At 69.0% G+C, this 22,376-nt stretch carries 20 protein-coding genes; 16 read left to right on the plus strand and 4 right to left on the minus strand.

Annotated features, from left to right (window positions below):
• The first annotated feature begins 312 nt into the window (after positions 1-312).
• The gene (locus HUW62_RS33100) at positions 313-2,103 is read left to right on the plus strand and encodes a HEAT repeat domain-containing protein (RefSeq protein ID WP_240357048.1); all 1,791 of its coding nucleotides are present in this window, start codon (positions 313-315) and stop codon (positions 2,101-2,103) included.
• A gap of 24 nt (positions 2,104-2,127) precedes the next feature.
• On the opposite strand, the gene HUW62_RS33105 is transcribed toward HUW62_RS33100, so the two are convergent.
• Positions 2,128-3,840, minus strand: a complete 1,713-nt coding sequence (locus HUW62_RS33105) for an HAD-IG family 5'-nucleotidase (RefSeq protein WP_176436685.1) — start codon at positions 3,838-3,840, stop codon at positions 2,128-2,130.
• A gap of 392 nt (positions 3,841-4,232) precedes the next feature.
• Between HUW62_RS33105 and HUW62_RS33110 the strand changes: the two genes are divergently transcribed.
• Genes HUW62_RS33110 through HUW62_RS33130 form a run of 5 tightly spaced genes read left to right on the plus strand, consistent with a single transcriptional unit; the run spans position 4,233 to position 10,466 of the window.
• The gene (locus HUW62_RS33110) at positions 4,233-6,290 is read left to right on the plus strand and encodes a serine/threonine-protein kinase (protein ID WP_176436686.1); all 2,058 of its coding nucleotides are present in this window, start codon (positions 4,233-4,235) and stop codon (positions 6,288-6,290) included.
• A gap of 2 nt (positions 6,291-6,292) precedes the next feature.
• Positions 6,293-6,958, plus strand: coding sequence for a response regulator transcription factor (locus tag HUW62_RS33115; protein WP_176436687.1), 666 nt, complete (start codon positions 6,293-6,295; stop codon positions 6,956-6,958).
• A 26-nt stretch (positions 6,959-6,984) separates the two neighbouring features.
• On the plus strand, positions 6,985-8,304 hold the full coding sequence (locus HUW62_RS33120) for a pitrilysin family protein (RefSeq protein WP_163869817.1): 1,320 nt from the start codon (positions 6,985-6,987) through the stop codon (positions 8,302-8,304).
• Positions 8,305-8,313: 9 nt separating this feature from the next.
• Positions 8,314-9,771: a pitrilysin family protein gene (locus tag HUW62_RS33125; protein WP_176436688.1), complete on the plus strand. Its 1,458-nt coding sequence runs from the start codon at positions 8,314-8,316 to the stop codon at positions 9,769-9,771.
• Positions 9,768-10,466: an RluA family pseudouridine synthase gene (locus tag HUW62_RS33130; RefSeq protein ID WP_176436689.1), complete on the plus strand. Its 699-nt coding sequence runs from the start codon at positions 9,768-9,770 to the stop codon at positions 10,464-10,466. The genes HUW62_RS33125 and HUW62_RS33130 overlap by 4 nt, the downstream gene beginning before the upstream one ends.
• Positions 10,467-10,478: 12 nt before the next feature.
• On the opposite strand, the gene HUW62_RS33135 is transcribed toward HUW62_RS33130, so the two are convergent.
• From HUW62_RS33135 to HUW62_RS33145, 3 genes are read right to left on the minus strand one after another with little or no spacing between them, the layout of a single operon-like run.
• Positions 10,479-11,270: a hypothetical protein gene (locus HUW62_RS33135; RefSeq protein ID WP_176436690.1), complete on the minus strand. Its 792-nt coding sequence runs from the start codon at positions 11,268-11,270 to the stop codon at positions 10,479-10,481.
• Positions 11,267-12,655: a hypothetical protein gene (locus HUW62_RS33140; protein ID WP_176436691.1), complete on the minus strand. Its 1,389-nt coding sequence runs from the start codon at positions 12,653-12,655 to the stop codon at positions 11,267-11,269. Before HUW62_RS33140 ends, HUW62_RS33135 begins: the two co-directional genes overlap by 4 nt.
• 40 nt (positions 12,656-12,695) lie before the next feature.
• Positions 12,696-13,244: a hypothetical protein gene (locus tag HUW62_RS33145; RefSeq protein WP_163869822.1), complete on the minus strand. Its 549-nt coding sequence runs from the start codon at positions 13,242-13,244 to the stop codon at positions 12,696-12,698.
• A 198-nt stretch (positions 13,245-13,442) separates the two neighbouring features.
• Between HUW62_RS33145 and HUW62_RS33150 the strand changes: the two genes are divergently transcribed.
• The 10 genes from HUW62_RS33150 to HUW62_RS33195 all read left to right on the plus strand — a co-directional run.
• Positions 13,443-14,261 carry an ABC transporter permease gene (locus tag HUW62_RS33150; RefSeq protein WP_163869823.1) on the plus strand — a complete coding sequence of 273 codons (819 nt, stop codon included), beginning with the start codon at positions 13,443-13,445 and terminating at the stop codon, positions 14,259-14,261.
• Between the two features lie 53 nt (positions 14,262-14,314).
• Positions 14,315-15,052: an ABC transporter ATP-binding protein gene (locus HUW62_RS33155; RefSeq protein WP_163869882.1), complete on the plus strand. Its 738-nt coding sequence runs from the start codon at positions 14,315-14,317 to the stop codon at positions 15,050-15,052.
• A gap of 101 nt (positions 15,053-15,153) precedes the next feature.
• Positions 15,154-16,683 carry an MlaD family protein gene (locus tag HUW62_RS33160; protein ID WP_163869824.1) on the plus strand — a complete coding sequence of 510 codons (1,530 nt, stop codon included), beginning with the start codon at positions 15,154-15,156 and terminating at the stop codon, positions 16,681-16,683.
• 114 nt (positions 16,684-16,797) lie between these two features.
• Positions 16,798-17,724 (plus strand): PfkB family carbohydrate kinase, encoded by a 927-nt coding sequence (locus HUW62_RS33165; protein ID WP_163869825.1) that lies wholly within the window; start codon positions 16,798-16,800, stop codon positions 17,722-17,724.
• A gap of 103 nt (positions 17,725-17,827) precedes the next feature.
• Entirely contained in the window at positions 17,828-18,181 is a 354-nt protein-coding gene (locus tag HUW62_RS33170) for a TIGR02266 family protein (protein WP_176436692.1), read from the plus strand.
• 26 nt (positions 18,182-18,207) lie between these two features.
• Positions 18,208-18,939 (plus strand): metallophosphoesterase, encoded by a 732-nt coding sequence (locus HUW62_RS33175; RefSeq protein ID WP_163869826.1) that lies wholly within the window; start codon positions 18,208-18,210, stop codon positions 18,937-18,939.
• Positions 18,940-18,994: 55 nt separating this feature from the next.
• Entirely contained in the window at positions 18,995-19,711 is a 717-nt protein-coding gene (locus HUW62_RS33180; protein ID WP_163869827.1) for a hypothetical protein, read from the plus strand.
• Positions 19,712-19,724: 13 nt separating this feature from the next.
• Entirely contained in the window at positions 19,725-20,567 is an 843-nt protein-coding gene (gene asd, locus HUW62_RS33185) for an archaetidylserine decarboxylase (RefSeq protein ID WP_176436693.1), read from the plus strand.
• 26 nt (positions 20,568-20,593) lie between these two features.
• Positions 20,594-21,862 (plus strand): histidine--tRNA ligase, encoded by a 1,269-nt coding sequence (gene hisS, locus HUW62_RS33190; protein WP_217911691.1) that lies wholly within the window; start codon positions 20,594-20,596, stop codon positions 21,860-21,862.
• Positions 21,863-21,998: 136 nt separating this feature from the next.
• A partial coding sequence (locus HUW62_RS33195; protein WP_255203778.1) for a S24/S26 family peptidase occupies positions 21,999-22,376 on the plus strand: 378 nt, incomplete at its 3' end.

A 22,376-nucleotide genomic window follows, 5' to 3' on the forward strand; every position in this document is an offset into this window, starting at 1 on the left:
CCACGGTGGCGGGCGAGGGACTGCGCCCCATGCCCTGCCTCTAGTTCGAAGCAGGCCGCAATGGCCCATGTAGGAGACCGCGCCACGTGACGCGGTCTCCTCGCATCACTCCCGGCGGTGGACCTCGCCGCCGGACTCCCTTCGCTTCCTCCAGGACCTCCCGTGCCCCGTCGCCACTGGCTTACAGCCACTGTCTTCCTCGTCCTCGCCCTGGGACTCGTCGCGCTCCTCGCCAGGAAAGAAGCGTCGCAGCCCCATCCCCCCGCCGAAGTCGCCGTGTCCCCACGTCCCTCGGCACCCATGCCGCCGCCGATGCCTGCTCCGATCCCCACGTCCACGGACCGGTGGCGACGCGCGTGGGTTCCTGGCACGCAGTTCGTCTACACCGTCTCCACCGAGCAGCGGCTCTCGTTCGGTCAGCCCGCCCGGAATGCGCCGCCCACCGTGCGCATGGGCCTGACGGGCGAGCTGAGCCTGGGCGTGGTGGGCGTCCACGGCGACCAGGTGGACCTTCAGGTGTTGGTGCGCGCGGGGAGCATCACCTTCGAGTCCGAGGGACAGGACTCACTGGACGACAAGCGCCGCCCGGAGATGCTCGGCCACCTCCAGCAGCCGTTCTACGTGACGCTCAACGCGCAGGGAGCGGCCTTGGTGACATACTTCGAGTTGGGCGTGAATCCCGTGGCGCAGAACTTCCTGCGCTCGCTCGTCGCGTCGACCCAGTTCGTCATGCCGGATGCGCCCCAGGACACCTGGCAGGCCCAGGAACTGGATGTGACCGGGCAATACGTCGCGGACTACCAGGGCTCCGCCGGCCAGCCCTATGTGAAGTCCAAGGCGCGCTACCTCCGGCTGGCGTCCCCCGAGGGACTGCGCGCGATTGCCGCCTCCGTCCAGGTCGCGACCCGCTCCCGCACGACCATCATCCTGGGGGACGAGCTCTGGCCGAAGTCGCTCGAGGGCCAGGAGCGACTGGAGCTGAACTCGAATGACGGGGCGCCTCCCATCCTGGGCGAGGTCCAGGTATCCCTGCTGCGCACGTCCGTACGTCGCGTGCCCACGCTCATCGGCATGCTCGACGCGAGACGCAAGCACCTGGGGAAGGCGTCGCTGGCCACGCAGGTGTTCGCTCCGGCGGATCCTCGCGAGGAGCTGCGGCGACAGGTCGCGGGCGCCCGGTTGGAGGACCTCGCCGGCAAGCTCCGACAGCTTCCTCGGGAGGAGGGCGCGAATGGACAGGCCACCGCCCAGCTCATGGCGCGACTGAAGGCCCTGTTCCAGTTGGAGCCGGCGTCGGCATTGGCCGTCCCCGGACAGCTCCGAGGCGAGGAGGATCGCAACACCTACAGCAGCATGCTCGGCGCGCTGTCGGCCGCCAGCACGCCCGAGGCGGTCCGAGCCCTGGGCCAGGTCGCGAGCGATGGCACCCTGGCGTTGCCCGTCCGAGTCGATGCAACGGCGGCGCTCGGCGCGGCGGAGGCCCCGACGGCCGAGGGCATCGATGCACTGCGAGCCCTCTCGGGCAGTACCCAACAGGAGCTTCGCGGCACCGCGACGCTGGCCCTGGGCAATGCGACGAGGAACGCCCTGGCCCAGGGAGGGGCGCAGGGAGAATCACTGATGAGGGAGTTGATGCGATCCGTGGCGACCGCGCAGACACCTCAGGCGCGTGCGCTCCAGCTCCGCGCGCTGGCCAACACCGCCGATGTGCGGGTGCTGCCCACGCTCCAGGAAGCGCTGAGAGATCCATCGCCCATCGTCCGCGAGGCGGCGGCGGAGGCGCTGCGACTCATTCCAGGCCCTGACGCGGACCGGATGGTGTCCGCCGTCATGCTGGGCGACATGGCCCCGGAGGTGCGTCGCGCGGCCATCTTCGCGACCAGCTTCCGCGCCCTGGCACCCCAGATTCCGGCCCTGGCGCAGGTGATTCGCCAGGACGCGGTGGAGGCGGTGCGAATCGAAGCAGTGCGCCTGCTCGGAACGAACCTCCGCAACGCTCCGGGCGTCGCGGAGATCCTCGCCTGGGCGGGGCAGAACGACCCGAACAGCGACGTCCGCCACACCGCCATGGCCTTCCTCGGCACCCGCGCACCCGTCCGGTAGCGGGTGCGCGGAGGGGAGGGCGCTTCAGTCCTTCCCAGCGCCCTTGGGCGGCCCTTCTCCACCCATGGGAGACAGTCGCGCGGACAGCGCGCCGGCCTGCTCGTGCGGCATCTGATCTCGCGGCGAGCGGTAGTACTGCATGGGCGAGTGGTGCAGGAAGTTGGAGACGCGGCTCGTGTAGAGGCACGCGTACTGCTCCACCTGGTAGCCGAAGCGGCTGTTCTCGTTGCCTTCCTTGAACAGCAGGCCCCAGTACGGGTTGAAGCCCTCTTCGACGTCCTCCTCCAGCGTGTCGGCGATGCCCGTCGCGTCCTTCAGCGCGCGACGCATCTTGTCCAGCTCCGCCTTCAACAGCCGGCGCTGCTCCTCCACGGACTCGCGATCCTCCGGCGTCAGCGGCTCGCGCTCCAACCGCCGCTCCAGGAGGTTGAGCAGCGTCTTGTGGTGGTTGACCTCGTCGTCCAGGCGCTCGCGGAGGATCTCCATCTGGGTGAGGGTGCCGATCTCCTCGCGCCGCGTGGCGGTGTAGGTGATCTCATCTTCAATCTCCTGCACCACCATGCACGTGCGCCACAGCGACGACTTCTTCGACTTGAGGATGTCGCCGTAGATGTGGTCGCCGACGTACAGGATGTTCTCACCCCGGTAGCCCGTGAGCTCCTCGAAGCGCGCCAGGTTGCCGCCCGAGTATGCCTTCCCCCGGTCCAACGACGTGGCCTCGCCCACGGAGCGACCTTCCTCCGTCGACGTGTCCAGCTCCAGGAACGGCCGGGCATCGGTGAAGAAGCCCGGCTTGCCCGCGGCCGTCACCACGACGTCGAAGTAGTTGCGCCAGCTCGGGTACTCCGGCAACTGCCCGTCCAAGAGGTACTTCATCACCGCGTCCGTGTAGTCCCACGCGGAGTTGGTCAGCAGGAACAACCGCTTGCCGCCCGAGCGCAGCTTGTGCAACGCGGGCCCCAGCTCTGGATCCAGGAACACGTACCGGCCCAGATCCTTGCGCACCTCGCGCTTGAGCGAGTTGTCCCGGTGCACCGCGTCGATGGCCTCGCGGATGTCATCGTAGAGCTTGCCGTAGTCGACGCTCTGACCCAGCGACTCCAGCAGCTCGATGATGCCCGCGAACAGGCACGTCTCCGGCAGCGCGAACAGCGTGTCGTTCCACGCGAACTGGGGGTTGCGCAGCCGCACGCGCTTGTTGCGGTACAGCTCCCGCTGCACCTCCGACTTCAACGGACGCAGCCCGTGGTACGCGCGGCCCACGTGGCCGAAGCGGTCCATCTTGAGGATGTTTCCGTTGAGGCGGTCCACCGCGAGCCCGCGCATCACGAAATGGTGGTCGTAGAGCAGGTTCCCCACCAGCGGAGGGTAGTGGTACTCGCTGATGAGCTTGGCCAGCGTCATGTCGAACGACAGCTGCTCCAGCCGGCGCATGTGGTAGATGGCCAGCGTGTAGTCCATGTCGAAGCCGATCAACTCGACGCCGGACATGCGCAGGTTGCGATTGACGAAGACCTCACGCGCCCTCGGCACGGCGTCCCGGGTGGGGGCACGCGGCGTGGTGAGCAGTCGCGTCAGCGCCTCGTCTTCGAGGAGCTGCTGGGCGTGCTGGGCCGCTGACTCCGCGCGCGCGCGGTTCAGGGGTGAACGAAAGCTCCCATGCAGCGGGTCCGGAGAGGGCCCGCCGGGGATCGGACGGAAGGGGGACAGGGTTGGAGCCACGGGACGTCCACACATAACACGCGTACGTGTCCGCGGCTCGGTCCTTGAGGGCCCTGGACGGGCATGGCACGCTCTTGGACCGCGATGCGTTCGCCCGTTCGACGTCAGCCCTCGGAGACTCCCGAGGAAGTCCATGCGCGCCTGGCCACCCGGGTCGCCGCGCTCGAGGACCGGGTGCGACGCCTGGAGGCACGGCTTCGCGCCGCGGCTCCTCGTCCTGGCGCGGGCCCGCGGAGCACTGCTTCCGGGCGAGCGGCCGAGCCCTCGACGACGGTGTCCCGGCGAGCGCGCCCGCGCTGCCCGGGCTGTACCCTGGAGCTGCCACCAGGCCGACGCGGCGAGTCGTGCGTCTGGTGTGGCTTCGTCTTTTCCGCAGTGACTCGCCGCCGCCCGGCGCGAAAGAAGCGATGAGCGCCACGTATCGTCTGACGGGTCGAATCGAGACCGGAGAGCTGGCGGAGCTCTACGAAGCCATCCAGGCCCCTTCGGCCGAGGTGGTGGTGAAGCTCTTCCACCCCAAGACGTCGGACCCCGCCTACGCGCTGGACCTGGCCGAGACGACCCGCCTGCTCCAGTCCGTGCGCCACCCGGGCATCCTCCACGTCATCGACATGGGCGTGGCGCGTCAGCGGCTCGCCGTGGTGCGCGAGGACGTGGACGGCGCGCTCCTGGGCACCGCGCTCCAGCGCCTCCACACCAAGGAGGTCGTCCTCCCGTCGGCGGTCGCCCTCTACATCATCATCCAGTTGCTGGACGCCGTGCAGCACGCGCACGACGCGGGCGTCCTCCACGGGGCCATCACTCCGGGCAACGTGGTGCTGAGCCGCAATGGCCTGCCCGCCATCTGTGACTTCGGCGCGATGCGCGCGCTGCTGGCGGTGCCGCAGCTGCGCAAGTCCTTCGCGGGCCGGGGCCGTGGGACGTACCGAGCGCCCGAAGTCACGCGCGGAGAGGACGCCACGGAGTCCTCCGACGTGTACTCGCTGGGGGCCATCGCCTACGAGCTGCTCACGCAGCGCGAGCCGGTGATTCCCGGCAGCGGCGTCTCCACCCGCCGCAGCGAAGGACTGCCTCCGCCCAGCCGGTTGGACCGCCGCATCAACGCCCGGTTGGATCCGCTGGTGCTCCGCGCGCTGGAGCCCAACGCGGGGCGGCGGTTCCGCTCCTGCGCGGAGTTCTCGAACGCACTGCGCAACTTCCTCTCCGCCAGCGGCGGCATGCCGGGCGCGGATGACGTGCGCCGCTTCGTCACCGAGCTGTTCCCCAACGAGGTCAGCATCGCGAGCCTCGCGGCCCCGCCGTTCAAGGAGCCCTTCTCGCTGGAGGCCATCTCCGGCGCGGAGATGGATGACCTGGGCCTGGGCGCCGAGGAGCCCGAGGCATCCATCGTCCAGCGCACGCCCTACAGCCGCGCGCTCAGCGAGACGGAGGCCCGCGCGGAGACCGTGGAGTCGACGCCCGGCTTCGAGGAGTACCGGCCGGAGGACTACGAGCCGGATATCGCTCCGTCCGCCGCGAGCGCTCCGGAGTCCGAGGCGCGCCTGCCTGAAGGAGACTGGACGGAGGGGACGCGGAGCGCCGAGGTCGAGCAGAGCTGGGAAGCGCCTCCGGGCGCCGCTCCCGCCAAGCCGCGCCGTCCCTATGGCGCCCAGGGTGGCGGAGCGGGGCAGGGGGCCGCGCGTCCTCAGGCTCGCAATCCGCGCATGCGTGTGATGGAGGACTTCTCTTCACCGAGCCCTCCCGCCGACGATGACGAGGAGTTCTCCGTCGCGGGCCGCCGCTCCGCCGCCCGCGCCAAACGCGCGCCGCCCGTGGAGAAGGGGCCGCGCACGCTGGCGGACCCGATCCCCGCGGTGGCCCACCCGGGACAGCGCGACGACATCGCGATGCCGCCGCCTTCCGCACCCGCGCTCCCCGCGCAGCAACTCCCTCGGGTGAACACCCAGCAGGCGCGGAGCATCCGCGAGACGGAGCATCGCCGCGGGAGGCTGGTCGCCATCGCGGGAGTGCTGGCGCTCGTCGGACTCACCACCTTTGTCATCGCCGCGTGGCGCCTGGGCGGCGAGACGCCCCAGGAGCCGGAGACGCCCGCCGACGTCCTCGTCCTCCCGCCGGACCCGACGCCGATTGCCCGCCCCGCGGCACCGCCTCCGAGGGCCGCCGCTCCCCGCGCGCCGGAGCCTCGGGAGGAGCTGGAGGAGACGGTCGTCTCGCTCAACAAGCCCCCCGCCAAGGTGCGCGGCTACCTGACCGTCGAGTCCAACATCCCCGCGAAGGTGTTCCTCGATGGTGACCTCATCAGCCGCACGACGCCCGTGAAGCGCTACCCGGTGCGCACCGGCTCCTACGAGGTCTTGATGATCGCGCTGTCGACCGGTGAGGTGAAGAAGACGCCGGTCCGCATCGTGAAGGGAAAGACCCACGAAGTGCACGTGCTGGACTTCCGCGTGCCCCCCCGACGGTGACCATGGACCGCACTCGCATCTTCGTCGTCGAGGACCAGCCGCAGCTGCTCAAGAACCTGCTCAAGGTGCTGAGCACGTTCGACGAGCTGGAAGTCGTGGGCAGCAGCCAGGAGGGCGAGTCCGCGGTGGAGGACATCGTCCGCCTCCGGCCGCAGCTCGTGCTGCTGGATTTGGAGCTGCCGGGCATCAACGGCATCCAGGTGACGCAGAAGGTGAAGCGCCGGGCGCCGGAGGTGGAGATCCTCATCCTCACCTCGTTCGACGACGAGCAGAAGGTCTACGAGGCCATCCAGGCCGGCGCGTCCGGCTACCTGGTGAAGCGCGTGGGCCCGGAGAAGATTCGCGCCGGCATCCACGAGGTGATGGCGGGTGGCACCGTGCTGGAAGCCATCATCGCCCGTCGCTTCTGGAACTACTTCCAGTCCATCCAGGGCAAGCCCGCCACGCCCGAGAAGAAGGCGGACAACCCCTGGAAGCTGACGCCCACCGAGTTCGAGGTGCTGGGCTACGTGGCCAAGGGACTGTCCAACGCGGAGGTGGGCCACGTGATGACGCTGGAGCGCCGCACCGTCCGGACACACCTGTCACATATCTACCGGAAGATGGGCGTCAACTCTCACGTGGAAGCCGTCGTGATGGCCCTGCGTGAAGGTGTCGTGGACCTGTAGCCCCGCCCTGTATACGTTGGGGGCCTATGCGCAAGGCTTCCCCGAAGACCCCCGCTCCCGCCCGCGCCGCGGACCCCGCCCTCCAGTCCCTGTTCGACGTGCACGAGGCCACGCTTCCCAATGGCCTCCAGGTGCGACTGCTCGCCAACCACCTGGCCCCCGTCGTCAGCCTCTACACCTTCTTCAACGTGGGCAGCCGCAACGAGCGCCCCGGAATCACCGGCATCAGCCACCTCTTCGAGCACATGATGTTCAACGGGGCCAAGAAGTACGGCCCCAAGATGTTCGACAAGACGCTGGAGTCCAACGGCGGCAGCTCCAACGCGTACACGTCCCACGACATGACGGTGTACTACGACGACTTCGCCTCCGACGCGCTGGAGACGGTGCTGGATTTGGAGTCGGACCGGATGCGCTCGCTGCGCATCTCCCAGGAGATGCTGACCAGCGAGCGCGAGGTGGTGAAGGAAGAGCGCAGCGTCCGCATGGACAACGACATCGGCGGGATGATGGGCGAGGAGCTGGACTCGCTCGTCTACAAGGCGCACGCGTACCGCTGGCCGGTGATTGGATGGCTGGCCGATATCGAAAACATCTCCCGCGAGGACTGCCAGGCGTACTTCCGCACCTACTACGCCCCCAACAACGCGATGCTCTACATCGCGGGTGACATCGACCCGAAGAAGACGCTGGCGCTGGTGCGCCGCTACTACGGCGACATCCCCCGAGGCCCCGCGCCGCTGCCCGTCATCAACGCGGAGCCCGAGCAGCGCGGTGAGCGCCGCGCCACCGTGCGCCACCCCGCGCAGTCCCCGGCGGTGATGATCGGCTACCGGGGCCCGGCGGCGCGCGACGAGGACACGCTGGCCCTGGACGTGGCGCAGTACGTGCTCACGAAGGGGGAGGGCAGCCGCCTCACCCGCTCCATGGTGTACGAGCAGAAGGTGGTGGTGGGCGTGGGCCTCGACTGGGGCTGGCGCATCGACCCCGGCACCGTCCTCTTCTTCCTGGAGCTCAAGCCGGGCGCGGACCCGCAGAAGGCGGAGGCCTCGCTGTACACGGAGCTGGAGAAGCTGGCGCGCGACGGAATCACGGACCGCGAGCTCCAGAAGGCGCTCAACAACCTGCGCTCGGACCACCTGCGCGAGCTGGGCACCAACAACGGCCGCGCGCATGCCATGGGCAACTACGAGGCGTTGCTGGGCGACTGGCGTCACGTCCTCACGCTGCCCTCGGCCTATGCCGCCGTGACGAGCGAGCAGGTGAAGGCCGCCGTCGCGAAGTACCTCCTCCCCGAGCGGCGCTCCGTCGTGACGCTGCTGCCCGCGCCTTCCGCAGAAAGCTGATTGCCTCCCATGGCCTCCCGCAAGAAGAGCCGAACCCCGAAGTCCTCCCCCCGCCGCGCCGCGAAGAAGACGGCGGCCCGGGCCACGAAGTCCGCGCCTCGCAAGACGGCCTCTCGCAAGGCCGCGCCCGTCACCAGTTCGGCCAGCCGCGCCCTGGTGTTCCCCACGTTGCACGAGAGCCTCACCTCCAGCGGGCTGCGGGTGGTCGCCGCCGAGCGCGGCCCTTTGCCCATGGTCTCCATGCGGCTGGTGATTCGCGCCGGCAGCGCCACGGACCTCGCGGGCAAGCACGGCATCGCGGACTTCGCGGGCCGGCTGCTGCGCCGGGGCACGCGCCGCCTGAGCGCGGAGGCCATCGACGAGGCCGTGGAGTTCGTCGGCGCCAGCCTGGGCGTGGGCGTGGGCGAGGACACCCTGTCCGTCGCCATCACCACCCCGGCCGAGCACTTCGCGCAGATGCTGGGCATCATGGGCCAGCTCGTGAAGGAGCCCAGCTTCCCGGAGTCGGAAGTGGTGGACGCGCGCGAGCGGGCGCTGGCCCAGTTCGCCAATGATTTGGACGAGCCGTCCGTCATCGCCGACCGGGCCCTGGTCCAGGCGCTGTGGGGGAATCATCCCTACGGGCACGACGTGAGCGGCTCGGCGAAGACGGTGGCGACCTTCACGCGGGACGACGTGGTCCGCTTCCACCAGCAGCGCATGGGGCCGAAGGTCGCCATGCTGGTGGTGGTGGGCTCGGTGGACCCCAAGCGCGTGGCCGCCGCGGCCGAGGAGGCCTTCGCCGGTTGGACGGGCGGCCCCGATGCGCCCCTGGTCATCCCGCCGCTGGCCAAGGTGGCGAAGGCCGGCAAGGTCATCGTGGTGGACAAGCCGGACCAGACGCAGTCGCAGGTGCGCATGGGCGGCCCGGGCTACCGCACGGGCCACGAGGACTACTTCCCGTCCACCGCGATGAACGTGGCCCTGGGCGGCGGCTTCACGTCGCGCCTGATGAACGAGGTCCGCGTCAACCGGGGCCTCACGTACGGCATCGGCTGCTGGTTCGACGCGATGAGCGCCGCGGGCATCTTCGCGCTGTCGACGTTCACCAAGACGGAGTCGACGCGGGAGATCATCGACGTGTCGCTGGCGGAGATCGCCAAGATGCGCGACTCCGGCATCAAGCCGGGAGAGCTGCGGGACGCGCAGGCGTACATGGGCGGCCTCTACCCGCTGCGCACCGAGACAAACGAGTCCATCGCCAGCAGCATCGCCGACATCCGCCTGAACGGGCTCGGTGACGACTGGGTGGTGAACTTCCGCGACAGGCTTCGCGCGGTGACGCCGAAGCAGGTGGCCGCGGTGGCGAAGAAGTACTGCTTCGCCGAGCCGCCCACCATCGTCGTGCTGGGCAAGGCGGACGCGGTGAAGAAGCAGCTGCGCGGGCTTGGCCCCATCTCCGTGGTGCAGGCCTCGGAGTACGAGTGACGGAGGTTCGCATCCTCTTCGAAGGGGGAGGACTGCTGGTGGTGGACAAGCCGCCCGGGGTGCCGGTCATCCCCGGGCGTGATGGCGGCCCCTCCCTGAGGGACGCGCTGGAGACGCAGCGCGGGCAGAAAGTCTTCGTGGTGCATCGGTTGGATCGCGACACGTCTGGCGCGCTCGTCTTCGCGCTGGACGCACAGGTGCACCGCTCGCTCTCCGTGGCCTTCGAGGGCGGCAAGGTGCGCAAGCGCTACGTGGCGCTGGTGGAGGGACGCATCGATGCGCCCGCCCTCGTGGACGCGCCGCTGGTGGCCGCTCGCAAGGGCCGCATGCGCGTGGCCCGTCCCGGAGAAGCGGACGCGAAGGCGTCCCGCACCCGCGTGAGGCCGGTGGAGAGCTTTGACGCCGCCACGCTGGTGGAGGCCGAGCCGCTCACCGGGCGCACGCACCAGATTCGCGTGCACCTGCTCTCGTTGGGACACCCGCTGCTCCTGGACCACCAGTACGGCCGGGACACCCCATGGCTCGAGAAGGAGCTGGGAGGGCAGGGGGACGACGTCGTCCTCGCGCGCACGCCGCTGCATGCCGCGCGCGTGGAGTGGCCCGCGCTGCCCGGTGTGGAGGCCCGCGCGGTGGAGGCGCCCCTGCCGCCGGACATGAGCCGCGTCCGGGAGCTGCTGCGCCTCACGCTGGCCTGACGACGACGCGGGTTACTTCACCCTGAAGCTGTTGGACGTGCCCTTGACGCCGAAGCGGTCCGTCACCGTCAGCGTCACGTTGGCGCCCTGGGCGTTCACGGAGATGGACTGTGCGCAGACGCCCGCGACGAACATGTCCAGGGAGGTGGGGCTGACGCCGCCGTTGGAGCTGCTCACGGTGAGGTCCAGCTTGTCCTCGAACTCCTCCGCGCGCGGGCCCAGCGCGCGCACCGTGACGACGAAGGGCTGGCCCCGGGTCTGCTCCGGCACCACGTCGAACTCGAAGCCGGTGATGTCGCCTTCCTTCATCGGCGTGCCTGGAGTCGGACCGCCGTCCGGCGCGGAGGTGCCCCCGTCGACCTCAGGACCACCATCCGCGACGAAGATGCCCCCGTCGGGCACCTCCGCGACACCTCCATCCTCGTCGAGGACGACCTCCTCGATGACGGTGAAGCCGTCCACGCGGAGCGCCTCGCGCCCATCCGCCAGGACGACGCGGACATCGTGCGTGCCCGGCTCAAGTCCCGAAGGCACGTCCGCGGAGAGCGTGCCCTCCGCATCCAAGTCACGCAGCGGGGCTTCCACTTCACCGAACCACAGCCGCACGCCGGTCCCCGCGCTCGCCTCCTGCCGCGAGTAGTCCACGCGGATGGGGAACACCACGTCGAGCGTCACGCGGATGGTGCCGAGATAGCCGACATGGGCCTCCTGCGGACTCACCGAGCGGATGGTGGGCGCGGGGAGCACCGCGCTCGAGCCGCAGGCCGACAACAGCAGCGCGAGGAGCACGGTGAGGCGCGTCATGGCTCGAACCTCATTCCCAGCAACGCGGACACACCGCCGAGCTGCGCATCCAGCAGGGGCGTGCTCGCCGGTGCCCAGGCGCCCCGCAGCTCTCCCAGCGCGCTCCAGCGCCCGAATCGGTACGCGCCCTGGATGGCCAGAAACCCCATGCCCGAAAGCTTGCTCTCTTTCACCTCCGCCTGGAAGTCACTGCGGAGTCGATGGCGGAAAGGCGCCAGTCCTCCTCCTGCTCGGCCGTACAGGGTGAACGCCGCGACTTGGAGCACCTCCGCGCGCACCGACACAAGAAGGGGCACCGCCAGCACCCGCGAGCGCACCGCGCCCAACGCGCCCACCGTCCCGTTGAACGTCGCGCCCCGCACGCCCACCTCGAGCTCCGCGGCGAGCCTGCCGCTCCACCACGGCGAGGCCACCGACCCGCCCAGCACGCCGAAGGGCCCCGTGTTGTCGCCGCTCGCGAACGAGGCCCCCGCGAGCACGTGAAGCGCCGGACGCCACATGACGACAGGCGCGACGACGACGGGCGGCGCGGGCACCACCGGCGGCGCCGCGGCCACGGGCGCGCGCTTCACCTCGGCCCGGGTGCGGGCCTCGTCCGTGCCAGGCGAGTGGACGACCGCGGTGACGGCGGTGGCCTGGGGCTCGGGGATGATTCGGAAGCGCGCGACGTCGGCGTCTCCCGGCACGGGCTCGAACCGGGCGCCGTCGACGGACAGGCTCAGCGTGTCCACGTCGATGGGGCCGTCTCCAGCGACAAACAACCACCCTCCGTCAGAGGGGAGGGGAGCCGGTGTGAGCACCACCACGCGGGGGCTCGCGTGGGGCGCATCCAGGGGCGTGGCCGCGTCCGTGCGCAGCTCGCCTCGGGTGGCGAGGACGCGCGCGGAGGCGACGCCGGGAGGAACCTCCACCGGAACGCGAGCCTTGCCCCGGGCATCCGCCTGGATGGGGCCGAAGCGCTTGTCCCCGAGAAGCACTTCGACGGTGGCGCCAGGCGCGGTGACCACGTCGAGCGTCGTCTGGCCGAGCAGCGCGAGCCGGAACAGCGTCACCTGGGGAGGGCCGTCACCGGCCTCGACCCAGAACGCGAACACCGCCACCAGGGGATATCGGACGGGAGGCGGCGTCCAGCGGAAGATGCGTCGGGCGCCTCCGTCCAGGCGCTCCTCGGAGAACCGGCCCGAGGAAGCCACGGCTCGCACCGGCCCCGCGCCCGAGGGCACGCGGACCTCCAACGCGACGGCCGTGTCCCGCCCGAGGACGACGCGGGCCGGGGTGACGAGCACCTCCAACCCGGAGTCCTGGGGCTCCGCCGCCATGGCCGTCGTAGCGACCAGGGCCAGCAGCACGAGGAACGGCGGGAAGGGCGGCGGGCGGGTGCGCACGAGCAGTACCGCCAGACTTCACCCTCCCAGCGGACCTCGGTCAATCCCCGTTGACAGGGGATTCCCCGACAGGCGCGTCCGCGGGGGCATCCGAGGGAGCGAGCTGGGGCTTGTCCGCGGGGCCGGTGACCTGCCGGACGGGCGGGCTGAAGGCCGGCTTCTCCGAGGGGGCGCCGCCACGGCCGTGCACCAGCGTCTTGGTGTCGGTGCGGAAGGTGAGGTCCACCTTGTCTCCCCGCACCGCCGTCACCAGCCCCACGCCGAACGTCGGGTGCTGGATGACCTGATCCACGCTGTACGTGTCCTTCGGGCTGTAGCGAGGCGCGTTGGCGACGTCCTTGCCCGCGAGCTGCTCCTCGAAGGAGATGATGATCTTCTCCGCCTTGGACAGGCCAGAGGACCGGCGCGGGGCCGGAGCGGGGCGGTCCGTCGTGCCGGGGGCGCCTCGGTAGGCGTGGTCCCCGTTGCAGGTGTTGCAGCGCACCCGAGCGATCTTCGTTCCCACAATCGCCAGGATGATGTGCGCGAGGGTGAGCTTGCAGCGGGTGCAGTATGCGTCCACCTCGCCGCCGACCTTATGAGTTGCCATGTTCGTCTGAGTTCTCGGCCCGGTGCGCCTCGCGGGCACCGGGCTTGGAAAGAAAGGGGCGCGGAACATAAACGCATCGCTCCGAAGTGAGGTAGTCCCTTCGTCGCCCGCCCGCCTGGTGACGTAGCACTGAGGCCGGGGAGGGAACACTTCGCTTGTGCCCTCCATCGGGTCACGTAAGAGTAGGCGTCTGAGCGCATGACCACGCAGACCCCCAGCAAGCCGGCCCCCCCCGAGCCCGGGATCCTCGCCCAGTCGGTGGCCAGCTTCGGCAAGGGCCTCATCGACGTCGTCAGCACCATTGGCGGCGTCGTGACGCTCGCCTTCGACGTGGCCCGCTGGAGCGTCAGGCGCCCTTTTCGCCTCCAGAACCTGTTCGCCCAGCTGGACTTCGTGGGGGTGGGCTCCATCTTCATCGTCGGCCTGACGGGCCTGTTCACCGGCATGGTGTTCGCCCTCCAGACGTCGGAGGCCTTCGCGCTCTTCGACGCGGAGAGCCTGGTGGGCCCCACGGTGGCGCTGACGCTGACGCGCGAGTTGGCGGCGGTGTTCTCCGCGCTGATGGTCACCATGCGTGCCGGCTCCGCCATGTGCACGGAGCTGGGCACCATGCGCGTCACCGAGCAGGTGGACGCGCTGGAGACCATGGCCGTCAACCCGGTGCAGTACCTGCTGGTGCCGCGCGTCCTGGCCGGGCTGTTCATGGTCCCCATGCTGACCATCCTGTTCAGCACCGCCGGCATGTCGGGCGCCTACTTCGTCGCGGTGGGCGGGCTGGGCATCTCCCCGGGCACCTTCCTGACGCGCACCCAGCAGTGGCTGGAGCCCATCGACATCTACGAGGGCGTCATCAAGGGCGCCGTGTTCGGCGTCTCCGTGGCGCTCATCTGTTGCTACAAGGGCTTCAACGCGTCTGGCGGTGCCAAGGGCGTGGGTCAGGCGACGACCGAGGCGATGGTGGCCAGCGCGCTGTCCATCTTCATCCTCGATTTCATCGTGGGCGTCGTGATGCACTGATGGCTGCCTCCGCTCCTCCGTCCAGACCCGAAGCCGGCGCGTCCACGAAGCCGATGATCGACATCGTGGACCTGCACAAGACGTTCGGCGAGAACAAGGTCCTCACCGGCATCAACCTGAGCGTGCCCGCGGGCAGCACGTGCGTCATCCTCGGCGGCTCCGGCTCCGGGAAGACGGTGCTGATGAAGCACATGATCGGCCTGCTTCATCCCGACAGCGGCAAGGTCATCATCGACGGCGAGGACATCGTCCCCATGGGCGTCGATGACCTGCAGCGCGTGCGCAACAAGTTCGGCATGGTGTTCCAGGCCGCGGCCCTCTTCGACTCCATGACGGTGTTCGAGAACGTCGCCTTCCCCCTGCGCGAGCACACCCGCCTCTCCGAGGACGAGCTGTACGCCAAGGTCCGCTCCAAGCTGGACTTGATGGGGCTCAAACGGGAGGTGGAGTCGAAGTTCCCCGCGGACTTGTCGGGCGGCATGCGCAAGCGGGTGGGGCTGGCGCGCGCCGTCGTGCTGGACCCGAAAATCGTCCTCTACGACGAGCCGACGACGGGGTTGGACCCGATCACGACGGACTACGTGGACGAGATGATATTGGCGGCGCAGAAGGGGCTGGGCGTCACCAGCGTGGTCATCAGCCACGACATCTCCTCGGCGTTCAACGTGGGGGATCAGATCGCCTTCCTCTCCAAGGGCGTCATCGTGGCGCACGGGACTCCGGAGGAGCTGCGCGAGTCGCAGCACCCCGCGGTGAAGGTGTTCCTGGAGACGTGGTTCGGGAAGAACTGAGGGCGGGCGCCCCGCCAGGGGTGCGCTTTCAGGAAAATGTGGCACTCCAGATGCAAAACGTTAGAGTCGCGCCCGGCCGGTAGCCCTCGGAGTCACATCAGGTGAAGAAGCTCGTTACGCCCTTCCGTGTTGGCCTGCTGGTCATCGCCGCGGGGGCTTTTTTCGTCTCCTTCGTGCTGTTCGCGCGAGAAGGCGGCCTGAGCGACAGTGACTCCACGCGCGTGTGGGCCTATTTCCGGGACGCGTCGGGCCTCGCGGTGCGCGGTCGGGTGCAGATCGCCGGCATCCGGGTGGGCGAGATTGACGACATCATCCTGGAGGGAACGCGCGCGCGGGTCGTCCTGAAGATCCGCAACGACGTGGACCTGCGCGAGGACGCGGTCGTCACCAAGCGCTCGGAGTCGCTCCTGGGCGACTACCTGCTGGACTTGAATCCCGGCACGGAGAATGCCCCCAAGCTGGAGAACGGCGGGCAGATCCGCCGGGTCATCGACACGCAGGGCATGGAGGCCATCTTCGAGTCGCTGTCGCAAATCACCTCCGACATCCAGCAGGTGACGGGCGCGCTGCGCGAGGTGCTCGGCGGAGAGCGCGGCGCGGGCTCGCTCCAGCGCATCGTCGAGAACCTGGTGCGGCTGTCGGACTCGGTGGACGCGACGGTGCGCCGCAACGCGGACCGGCTGGACGTCATCCTCGCGAACTTCGAGGGCGTGTCGACCGACGTGCGGACGATCACCCAGAGCAACCAGGCCGACGTCGGGCGCATCGTCGACAACATCGAGTTCATCACCCGCGACGTTCGCGAGGTGCTCGCCAGCGTCAAGAACATCGTCGGGAGCGGGGAGGGTGACTTCAAGGAGAGCGTCGCCAGCCTGAAGCAGACGCTGACCAAGCTGGACAGCACGTTGGGCAACCTGGAGGAGATCACCCGCAAGGTGAAGGACGGCGAGGGCGCCGCGGGCGTGCTGCTCACCGACGAGAGCGTGGGCCGCGAGGTCCGCGAGACGGTGCAGGACGTGGCCCGCTTCGCCTCCAAGCTCACCGACCTCCAGACGGAAGTCGGCATCCAGAGCAGCTATCTGGCCGCCCAGGGCCGCTCCAAGAACGTCTTCTCCGTGCGGCTCATCCCCAAGCCGGACAAGTACTACCTGCTGGAGCTGGTGGACGACCCGCGCGGCACGGTGTCGACGGAGGTGGTGCAGACCAACCCGCCGTCCGAGGGTGACCCGGTCATCCAGACCCGCAAGGTGACGAAGGAGAGCCTGAGGATCAGCGCCCAGTTCGCCAAGCGCTGGTATTTCACCACGCTGCGCGTGGGTCTCATCGAGTCCACCGGCGGCGTGGGCGCGGACCTGCACCTGTTCGACGACGCGCTCACCCTGAAGATGGACGCCTTCAACTTCGCGGCGGACGAGCTGCGCTATCCCCGGCTGCGCGCCACGCTGCGGGCTCAGGCGTTCGACCATCTGTTCGTCGTCGCGGGCATGGATGACATGCTCAACGCCCAGCAGCGCGACACCGCGACCCAGCGGCTCATCGCCGGTCGCGACTTCTTCGTGGGCGGCGGCTTGTTCTTCACCGACGACGACCTGAAGGCCATCCTCACGGCCACGGGCATCCCCACTCCCTAAGCGGGTTTTCACGGCCGCGCGGCTTGACGCCAGCCGTGAAACCGCGTACCCGGCACGGGCACGGGGTTCCTGGCAGGGCACCGTGCCCCCCTCTGTATTTCCAGGAAGCTCGCAATGTCCCTCCTCGTCGTCGGCTCCGTCGCTCTGGACTCGGTGGAAACCCCCTTCGGACAGAAGGAGGACGTCCTCGGCGGGTCCGCCACCTACTTCTCCACGTCGGCGTCGTTCTTCACCCCCGCGCGGATTGTCGCCGTGGTGGGCGAGGACTTCGACGAAGCGCACCTGAGCTTCCTCAAGGGGCGGGGCATCGACCTGGAGGGCCTCACCCGGGTGCCCGGCCGCACCTTCCGCTGGAAGGGCCGCTACGGGTACGAGCTGAACGAGGCGAAGACGCTCGACACCCAGCTCAACGTCTTCCAGACCTTCTCGCCCGAGCTGCCCGACGCCTACCGCGACACGCCCTACGTCTTCCTGGGCAACATCCACCCGGAGCTGCAGTCGCGCGTGGTGGATCAGGTGCGCTCGCCCAAGCTGGTGGCCGCGGACACGATGAACTTCTGGATCCAGGGCAGCCGCGAGGCCCTGCTCAAGACGCTCCAGCGCGTCAACCTGCTCTTCGTCAACGACTCGGAGGCGCGCCAGCTCGCCGGCGAGCACAACGTCGTGAAGGCCGCCCGCGCCATCCTCGGCATGGGCCCGCAGCGGGTCGTCATCAAGCGCGGTGAGTACGGCGCGCTCCTCTTCGAGAAGGACCACGTCTTCGCCTGCCCCGCCTTCCCGCTGGCCGAGGTCTTCGACCCCACGGGCGCGGGTGACACCTTCGCGGGTGGCTTCATGGGCGCGCTGGCCACGGCGACGTCGGACATCGATTCGACGGTGCTGCGCCGGGCGATGGTGATGGGCAGCGTCATGGCCTCGTTCACCGTGGAGAAGTTCAGCCTGGAGCGCCTGCGGGAGGTGACGCACCCGGAGATCCGGGCGCGTTTCGCGGAATTCAGGAAGCTGACCCATTTTGACGACTTGGGGCCCCTGGAGCGTTGAGCGCCTGGACGGTCGGGTGGGGTCCTTGCCCACCCACGAACTTGACGGTGGATTCAGGCCGTCTCTAGGCTTCCACCCTTTGGTGCTCGGGGAAGGAAGAGGGTTGAGCGATAACCGAAAGTCAGCACGGGTACCCACCTTGCTGCGCTGCTGGTGCGAGGGAGACAACGTCACCCTGTATGCCCGCATCACGAACCTGAGCGAGGGCGGTCTCTTCCTGCGGACGAGCACGCCGCTGGCGCGTGGAGCGCGAGCGGTCCTCCGGCTGACGCCTTCGGATGATCCTGAAGTACAGGCGGCGGCCACGGTGGTATGGCTGAGGGAAGAGGAGGACCGTGCGTACCCGCCGGGAATGGGTCTCCAGTTCGAAGCGCTGGATGCGGAAACCCTGGGGCGGCTCCGGCGGATCATCTCGCAGCAGCAGAAGAACCCCGTGAAGGCGGTCTGGGCCGGCTGAACGCGGCGCCACCGACCGAGGCATCCATGCGCATCGCCGTCATCTCCGACATCCACTCCAACATCGAAGCGCTCACCGAGGTTCTCCGCGTCTGCGAGCACCAGAAGGTGGACCGCATCGTGTCCCTGGGGGACATCGTCGGCTACGGGGCGTCTCCCAACCCCTGCTGTGAGCTGGTGCGTTCGGTGGCGGAAGTGACGCTGCTGGGCAACCACGACGCCGCCGTCGCGGGGCGGATGGACTACTCGTACTACTACGACGCCGCCCGGCACGCGCTGGACTGGTCCGCCAACGTCCTCACGGACGAGAACATGGCCTGGCTCAGGAGCCTGCCGTACACGTATCGCATCGGCGAGGTGGGCTTCTGCCATGGCTCGCCCATCGACCCGAAGGCGTACGAGTACATCTTCGCGCTGGAGCAGGCGCGGGAGCTGACGCCCTACGTGGAGGAGCTGCCGGAGGTGACGTTCATCGGCCACAGCCATCTGTGCCGGGCGTTCGCCATCGGCAATGGCGAGGTGAACGACGTGGTGGCCCAGAAGTTCGGCATCCGCAAGGGCTACAAGTACATCATCTCCGTGGGCAGCGTGGGCCAGCCGCGCGACTACGACAACCGCGCGTGCTTCGTCATCTGCGACACGGATGCGCGCACGGTGGAGTACGTCCGGGTGGAGTACGACATCGAGACGTCCGCCCAGAAGATCTTCGACGCGGACCTGGCGCTCAACTTCGGCAAGCGTCTGTTCCTCGGCGTTTGACGCGGCGCCTTCTGAAAACTGGGCAGGGTGGGGGGAAATGAAATAAACCGGGTCCGTGCGCCCCCAGGTCCTCCGAGCTTCCCTCCGGCCCTTCGCGGCCCTTGTCTCCGCCCTCTTGCTGGTGCTGTCGGCCTGTCGTCGCGAGCCGCCACCTCCCTCGGCGGAGTACGAGCAGGCCACCCGTCAGTTCCGCGAGCTGTACGCACAGAAGCTGGATGAGGCGTATCTGGACCCGAAGATGGGGTCCATCGAGGCGCAGCTCCAGCGAGTGCCCCAGGACAGCCTGGACGCGCCCTCCGCGCAGGAGCTGCTCCAGCGCATCCAGACCAACCGCAAGCGCATGCAGGACGGCGTCGCCGCGCGCGACAAGGCCGTGGCCAGCGCCCACGAGGTCGTCCCGAACGCGCCCTCCACGACGCTGGCGCCGCCGCCTCCTCCGCCGCCTCCCGAGCCGGTGGACGCGGGTCCTCCGGACGCGGGCCCGGTGAATGGCCCCCAGATTGGCACCCCGGCGAACGAGCTGGTCGCCGGCTTCCGTGGCTGCTTCAAGCGCGGCGCCCCCATCAACGTGGAGGGGCGCGGCATCCGGGAGTCCTGGGAGATGACGGACGGCACGGCCTGCCGCCTGGAGTTCCCGGGTCATGCGGACACGGTGCTGCTCGTCGAAGAAGGACGGGTGTTGATGCTGTTGCCCAAGAGCTCCGTGCGGTCGGTGCAGAGGCCGCAAGAGACCGGGACGGTGCCCCCCGCGGGGACCGACGCCGGCCGTTAATTAAAGACGCCCCATGAACGAACAGACCTTCATGAAGTTGATGCGCGTGTTGCCCAAGTCCGCCCTGTCGACGGCGGTGGGAATGGCCACGCGAGTGCCCATCCCCGCGCCCGTGCACCAGGCGGCCATGCGGGCGTTCGCCAAGTCCTACAACGTGGACATGGCGGAGGCCGAGCACCCCATCGAGCACTACCCGACGTTCGCCCAGTTCTTCACGCGCGCGCTCAAGCCGGGCCTGCGGCCCATCGACCCGGACGAGAAGGCCGTGGTGTCCCCGGTGGACGGCCGCGTGTCGCAGGTGGGCTACTCCGAGCACGGCCGGTGCCTGCAGGCCAAGGGCATCGAGTACACGGTGGACGAGCTGCTGGGTGACTCGGAGGCGGCGAAGCCCTTCCACGGTGGCGCCTGGACGACCATCTACCTGTCGCCGCGCGACTATCACCGCATCCACTCGCCGCTGGCGGGCACGATTACGGGCTACGCGTACATCCCCGGTGAGTTCTGGCCGGTGAACCCGGCGTCGGTGAAGAACAAGCAGGCCCTGTTCTGCGTCAACGAGCGGCTGGTGACGTACCTCCAGACGCCGGCGGGGCAGTGTGCCGTCGTGAAGGTGGGCGCCACGTGTGTGTCGCGCATCAAGGCGTCCTACGAGGACATCACCACGCACACGGGCCAGCCGGGCAAGGTGCACCGGTACCAGGACGGCTACAAGGTGGAGAAGGGCGGCGAGCTGGGCCGCTTCGAGATGGGCTCCACCGTCATCCTGTTGTTCGAGCCGGGCCGCGTGAAGTGGGACCCGGTGATGCAGGACGAAGCGGTGCTTCGCCTGGGGCAGCGCATTGGAGTGCTCCCGTGAGCCAGACGCTCAGCGCCGTCAAGGGCATGAACGACCTGCTGCCAGGGGAGATTGAAATCTGGCAGCACGTGGAGGGCCTGGCGCGGGAGCTGTTCGGCCGCTACGGCTACGGAGAGATCCGCACGCCCATGCTGGAGGACACGGCGCTGTTCGTGCGCAGCGTGGGCGAGGAGACGGACATCGTCGGCAAGGAGATGTACACCTTCGACGACAAGGCCGGCCGCAGCCTGTCGCTGCGTCCCGAGGGCACTGCTCCGGCGGCGCGCGCGTACATCGAGCACTCCATCCTGAACCAGGAGCCGCTGACGCGCTGGTTCTACACGGGGCCGATGTTCCGGTACGAGCGGATGAAGACGGGCCGCTACCGGCAGTTCTATCAAGTCGGAGCGGAGGCCTACGGCTCGAAGGAGCCCGCCCAGGACGTCGAGGTGATGGACATGGTGGCCCAGTTCCTCCAGAAGCTGGGGCTCCAGGACATCGCGCTCAACCTCAACTCGCTGGGGGACGAGACGTGCCGGCCCGCGTACCACGCGAAGCTGGTGGAGTACCTGCAAGCCCACATCGAGGAGCTGTGCACCGACTGTCACCGGCGCATGGAGAAGAACCCGCTGCGGGTGCTCGACTGCAAGAACCCGACATGCCAGGCGGTCGCCTCCAAGGGCCCCAACGTGCTCGAGTTCCTGTGCGAGCCCTGCAAGGCGCACTTCGATGACGTGCAGCGCAAGCTGACGGCGCTGGACATCAAGTACGTCGTCAACCCGCGCATGGTTCGCGGCCTGGACTACTACACGCGCACCGTCTTCGAGTTCATCGCCTCGCACCCCGCGCTGGGCACCGCCAGCACCGTGGGCGGCGGAGGCCGGTACGACAAGCTGGTGAAGAGCCTGGGCGGACCGGATGTGCCCGCCGTCGGCTTCGCGTGTGGACTGGACCGGCTGGTGCTCCTGCTCAAGGAGAGCCAGCAGAAGTTCGGCGCGACGCCGGACCTGTTCATCGCGGTGGCGGACGCGGGCTCGCACGACGTGGCCTTCACCCTGGCCAGCCGACTGCGGCGCGAGGGCCTTCGCGTGGACTTCGACACGCGCGGCGGCAGCCTCAGGAGCCAGATGAAGCGCTCGGACAAGGGCGGGGCGCGCTTCACGCTCGTGCTCGGTGAACTGGAGCGCACCAGTGGGCAGGCCAAGCTCAAGCCGATGGCTGGAGGGGAGCCCATCCCCGTGGCCCTGGACGATATCGCGCGGACCGTGCGGGCCCACTCGGCCGCTCCCCGGGCGGACGCTACCGGCGTCTCCTGAGACAGAAGGCTCGGAATTTCCGCATTCCGAGCCTTCTGTTCAAAACCAGAGCAACCTCGTAACCTCCTGGAAGTTCAGGGGGAAACCCCGGGACTCATTCGCGCCGCTCGGAGCGCTGCGATACACTCACGTGGCAATGTCGGGTGAGTCCCCCACCTTCTCTTCACCTTCGGCCTTTCGCTGGATTCCCGTACGGGGAGACAGCATGTGGCCGTCGTTGCGGGCAGGGGACTTCGCCCGGGTGGAGCCGCTGTCGGGCGAGCCTCGGCCGGGTGAGGTGGTGCTGGCGCGGTTCGACGACGCGCTCGTCCTGCATCGAGTCCGTTCAGCGGGCGAGGGCGTGCTGTCGCTGCGCGGGGACAATGCGCCGGCCGAGGATCCTCCGATTCCGGCCTCGCGCATCCTCGGGCGGGTGACGTGTGTCAGGCGGGGCGAGGTGGAGCTGGGCGCGGAGTGGGACCGGGGGCCATCGCGGCTGGGGCGCGTGCGCGCGGTGGTGAGGGGCCTGTCTCTT

This window comes from Myxococcus sp. AM011, assembly GCF_013372595.1.
Taxonomy (GTDB): domain Bacteria; phylum Myxococcota; class Myxococcia; order Myxococcales; family Myxococcaceae; genus Myxococcus; species Myxococcus eversor.